6 protein-coding genes are annotated in these 3,946 nt (G+C 36.7%); 2 read left to right on the forward strand and 4 right to left on the reverse strand.

What is annotated here, in order from left to right; genetic code table 11:
- Positions 1 to 329: 329 nt before the first annotated feature.
- On the reverse strand, positions 330 to 767 hold the full coding sequence (locus H541_RS0110655) for a hypothetical protein (RefSeq protein ID WP_022797264.1): 438 nt from the start codon (positions 765 to 767) through the stop codon (positions 330 to 332).
- A 206-nt stretch (positions 768 to 973) separates the two neighbouring features.
- Between H541_RS0110655 and H541_RS0110660 the strand changes: the two genes are divergently transcribed.
- Together H541_RS0110660 and H541_RS0110665 are read left to right on the forward strand one after the other, a co-directional pair.
- Positions 974 to 1,489 (forward strand): P-loop NTPase family protein, encoded by a 516-nt coding sequence (locus H541_RS0110660; protein ID WP_022797265.1) that lies wholly within the window; start codon positions 974 to 976, stop codon positions 1,487 to 1,489.
- Between the two features lie 74 nt (positions 1,490 to 1,563).
- Positions 1,564 to 2,025: an arsenate reductase/protein-tyrosine-phosphatase family protein gene (locus H541_RS0110665; RefSeq protein ID WP_022797266.1), complete on the forward strand. Its 462-nt coding sequence runs from the start codon at positions 1,564 to 1,566 to the stop codon at positions 2,023 to 2,025.
- A 124-nt stretch (positions 2,026 to 2,149) separates the two neighbouring features.
- Here the strand turns inward: H541_RS0110665 and H541_RS0110670 are convergent, their stop codons facing one another.
- From H541_RS0110670 to H541_RS13840, 3 genes are all read right to left on the reverse strand, one after another.
- The gene (locus H541_RS0110670; protein WP_022797267.1) at positions 2,150 to 2,356 is read right to left on the reverse strand and encodes a helix-turn-helix domain-containing protein; all 207 of its coding nucleotides are present in this window, start codon (positions 2,354 to 2,356) and stop codon (positions 2,150 to 2,152) included.
- A 20-nt stretch (positions 2,357 to 2,376) separates the two neighbouring features.
- On the reverse strand, positions 2,377 to 2,847 hold the full coding sequence (locus H541_RS0110675) for a DUF2975 domain-containing protein (RefSeq protein ID WP_022797268.1): 471 nt from the start codon (positions 2,845 to 2,847) through the stop codon (positions 2,377 to 2,379).
- Between the two features lie 247 nt (positions 2,848 to 3,094).
- Positions 3,095 to 3,298 (reverse strand): CPBP family glutamic-type intramembrane protease, encoded by a 204-nt coding sequence (locus tag H541_RS13840; protein ID WP_084684613.1) that lies wholly within the window; start codon positions 3,296 to 3,298, stop codon positions 3,095 to 3,097.
- Positions 3,299 to 3,946 lie beyond the last annotated feature (648 nt).

Consider the following 3,946-nt stretch of genomic DNA (forward strand, 5'->3'; position numbering starts at 1 on the left):
CTTCACTAATTTATTAAACTGAATTTTTTCGAGGAACTCACGAACCAAAATCAATCCGCCATGGGAAGATAGCTTTTCACTTTTTGAGGAAATTTGAACATTTTTATTGAAACTTAGTCGATTATCGCGTAAATTTGACATATAGAACACCTCTGTTTTGTATTTTCGTCAAATTTACATTAACAGAAAGGTGTTCTTTTTTCACGCACCAAATGGGTGAAAAAAGAAACTCTTTACAAATGTTGAAGAAATACGGTTTTAGAGCGCAAACTCATAAAACTATGAATTATCTAGGAAAGGGTATAAGCACGAAAATTTAACTAGAATTTCTAATCCAACTTCTCCCCAATAAGCAATTGATAAATTTCCTTAGAATCTTCTTCATCTAAGACATCGACATTGTCAAAATTATCTTCTTCTCCAATAACAACGTGCTCCCCATCAGTTGTTTTTCCGAGAGAATAAACTACAGCTTTTGGAATTGCACCTGCATCCTCATCATAGGTTAGATAAAAGTGATACATGGGCGTGACATCATCACCAGTGTGATCGTCAAAGTCAAATTTCTGGATGAACTTTCGAATCTCACTGACTGCATCGGCATCATCATTAGCTGAAAGTGTTCGAAAGGACTCCGTTTTGCCAGCATCTGTTACTTGTAAAACGACCACACCATCTACTTTTGGGTCATTGACTGCGTTGTTACAGGCAGTTAAAAGTAGGAGAAGAAAGAATATTGTTATAAAACTAATCAGTCGTTTAATCATAAACGCGCTCTTTTTATAAAAATATGTGGCATTGTCAGGGTATTTAATGGATGGACATTATCCCACTAAGTACCTTATTATTAAGAGTCTACCATATCACTAAAACATTATGCTAATGTGGGTTTGTCTTTGTAATGTGTCAAGGCATTCAATAAAATAAAGATGCTGAGGGTGTCATGTCACGGAAGATAAAAGGAGTTTGATAAATGAAAATAGCTATTTTAGGGTTTTCAGGTAGTGGCAAGTCAACGCTGGCTCGTCGTTATGCAGACTATTATCAGATACCAAGTTTACATCTTGATACGGTCCAGTTTATCAGTGGTTGGCAAACTCGTCCTGACGATGAGGCTAAGGAGATTGTCAAAGAGGCTATAGCTCAAGATAGTTGGGTGATTGATGGGAACTACAGGCGCTACTATCAAGCTGAGCGGTTAGCTCGAGCAGATCAAATCGTTATTCTATTATTTCCTCGTCTAGTCACTCTGAAAAGGATAGTAAAACGCTATTGGACCTATCGCGGAAAGTCGCGTCCGGATATGGCTGAAGGTTGTCCAGAAAAATTAGACTGGGAATTTCTCTGGTGGATTCTCCATAAAGGAAGAACTCCCAAAATAAGAAAGCACTATTTAGCTATTCAGCAACAATACCCGAATAAAACAATTGTGATACGTAGACCAGCTGAACTAGATGAGTTGTATTACTCACTTAGAGCTAGTTTATGACCAATCAGTACACGATTAGGGATTGTGCTACGGTAATGTCATCAGTATAAAATGTGAGGAAGGAAGCGTGAGTAATGAAAATTCTGATGATCTGCCAGGGAAATATTTGCCGTTCTCCTTCTGCTGAGTATCTCTTACGAAAAATGCTAAGAGAAGAAAAACTAGAAACAATCACGATTGAGTCAGCAGGTTTGTTGAAGCAAACAGACGGACGAGTCATTCATCCGAAGATAGCAAAGTGGTTGAAATGGTATGGCTGTGATGCCCACCGTCATCATGCGACCTTTATCACGCACAAAAATTTAGCGGAGTATAGTTATATCTTTGCGATGGATCGCTCGATTGAACAAAAACTCCGTATAAAGTACGCCAAAGATTTTCAGGATAATATCTATCTTTTTGGTGAGATCACAGGATCAAAAAAGCAATTAGATATTGCAGATCCAATGAAGACGAAGCGCTTTTTGGTAACAACTCGGAAAATAAACCAACTCTGTCGATTGTGGACGTCATACTTTATGGAAGAACCAGAGTAAAGTATTAAAATTCTTCTAGCAGATTATTTAGACAGAGAACAAAACTTGTCATAAAGTTATAAAGAGGATGTTGTCTTTAACAAGAAGACATATCAGAGGTATGAAGTAATACTCACTAATAAATTTAATCTTGTCGATATTCCAAAAGATCACCTGGTTGGCAGTCTAATGCTTTACAGATAGCATCTAATGTTTCAAATCGAATGGCTCTAGCTTTGCCATTTTTTAAGATTGAGATATTGGCCATGGTAATCCCGACACGATTTGACAGTTCAGTGACTGACATTTTTCGCTTAGCTAACATGACATCTAAATTCACTACAATTGGCATATATTTACCCTCCATTCACTCTAGACAGTTAAGTCATGTTCAGTTTTCAGTATAATCGCACTTTTGAAAAGTTCCTCCACGATTAAAGAGAAAACAAAAGCAATAAAGGGCACTGAAACTAATACTATACAAAAAAATAGAATACCAGGGGAATCATTTTCCTGTGCTGCCTCATAAATATAAGGCAGGATACCTAGAAAGACGACTGCGGTTGTCAAAATCATGTACTTGACCCGCGCGACGAGTTGTAAGGTGCGATTTGAGAAAGCGTTGTTCTTGGCGACAAGATCTACAACTTGGTACAAGAAAAAAAGTACTCCGAAACAGCCAAAAAGTGTTAATAACAAAGCAAGTATAAATAGCCCAAAAGAAAACGTCCATTCAATACCACTCCCCGTTAATAACTGAATCAGGATGAGGCTAAAGAACAATAAGAGCATCAAGCTAATAACGATTAATGTCCCTTTCAGAACTGTGGCTTTTGTTTTCATAACAGATGACCTCTTTCATTTATAAAGTTAGTGTCCTTTCTAGAAGTAGCATACTTTCTTGAAGCATTGTCCTCTCTAGAATTGACTTGTGACGTATCTAAGTGATGAACACTAACTATTCTAGCATGAATGCATCTATGAAAACATTCCAAAACAATAATTAAACAATAAGAAACAGTAAATATATATTGATAAACAATAAAACTCTGGAGGGGAATAGGTTCGTATACACGGCCTTGAGTTCTCATCATAAAATTGTTGCTAGTATCATAATCAGCAGATTGTAACTAGCATGATATGTGATACAGTAAAAAATGTTGTTAGATAGGTTAAAGATAATTGCAGAAATACCACCAAAAAGAATAAATTGAAAAAGCAATACCACATTTCCTTCCACTACTACACCATGAGATAAGGCGAAAAGTATAGTGGATAGTACTGATGCTATTATTTTCCCAAGCTGGCGTTTTTAGAGTGTGAAGTAAAGGGTGTAATTAAAAAGAACAGTTTTCTTAGCCAGACCAGGTGAGCCAGTTTAATAGTTTTCTCTACTATTTTCTACGTTCTATTTTTGGTTGCTTGTACTTGTAATCACCCACTTGAGAATTAAAACTAGCTAGGAAGCAAATAATACTATTCTCGCTTAAGTCGAGTGTCTCACCTTAGCAGGTGTGTTCATCAAAAATGAATTACAGATCTGGATTCTGTCATTTGGGATTATCTTACTGGGAGCCGTCTTACCCTTGCATAGCTTTAATCTGTTAAGCTATGTCAAGAGTGATCAAGTCGTTACTGGAGCACTAATCTAGGGTTGTCAAACATATGTTACCTGAACTGATAATAGTGGTGCTTGATGTCTTGTCCACCAAAACGAATTTTTTGAGTTTGTTGTCAAGGAGGAAAGTGAAACGATCCTTGACAACAAACGATAAAAATATAAAATCAGTGGACACATCAAGCAGCTTCGTTATACTTATTTTCGTAATACTTTTCAACCATTTGATTTGGGCTTAAGAATCCCAATACTTTTCGTGCAATATTATTGTGTCGACTCATATATCGCCGATGTTGCTTTAACATATCCTCTACGGATTCAAAC

Origin of the sequence: Bavariicoccus seileri WCC 4188 (assembly GCF_000421665.1) — a bacterium.
Classification (GTDB): domain Bacteria; phylum Bacillota; class Bacilli; order Lactobacillales; family Aerococcaceae; genus Bavariicoccus; species Bavariicoccus seileri.

Bases quoted from the DNA above. Each gene is read 5' to 3' on its own strand.
- H541_RS0110670 (WP_022797267.1), bottom strand. From the start codon at position 2,356: ATGCCAATTGTAGTGAATTTAGATGTCATGTTAGCTAAGCGAAAAATG.
- H541_RS0110665 (WP_022797266.1), top strand. From the start codon at position 1,564: ATGAAAATTCTGATGATCTGCCAGGGAAATATTTGCCGTTCTCCTTCT.
- H541_RS0110660 (WP_022797265.1), top strand. From the start codon at position 974: ATGAAAATAGCTATTTTAGGGTTTTCAGGTAGTGGCAAGTCAACGCTG.
- H541_RS0110675 (WP_022797268.1), bottom strand. From the start codon at position 2,847: ATGAAAACAAAAGCCACAGTTCTGAAAGGGACATTAATCGTTATTAGC.
- H541_RS0110655 (WP_022797264.1), bottom strand. From the start codon at position 767: ATGATTAAACGACTGATTAGTTTTATAACAATATTCTTTCTTCTCCTA.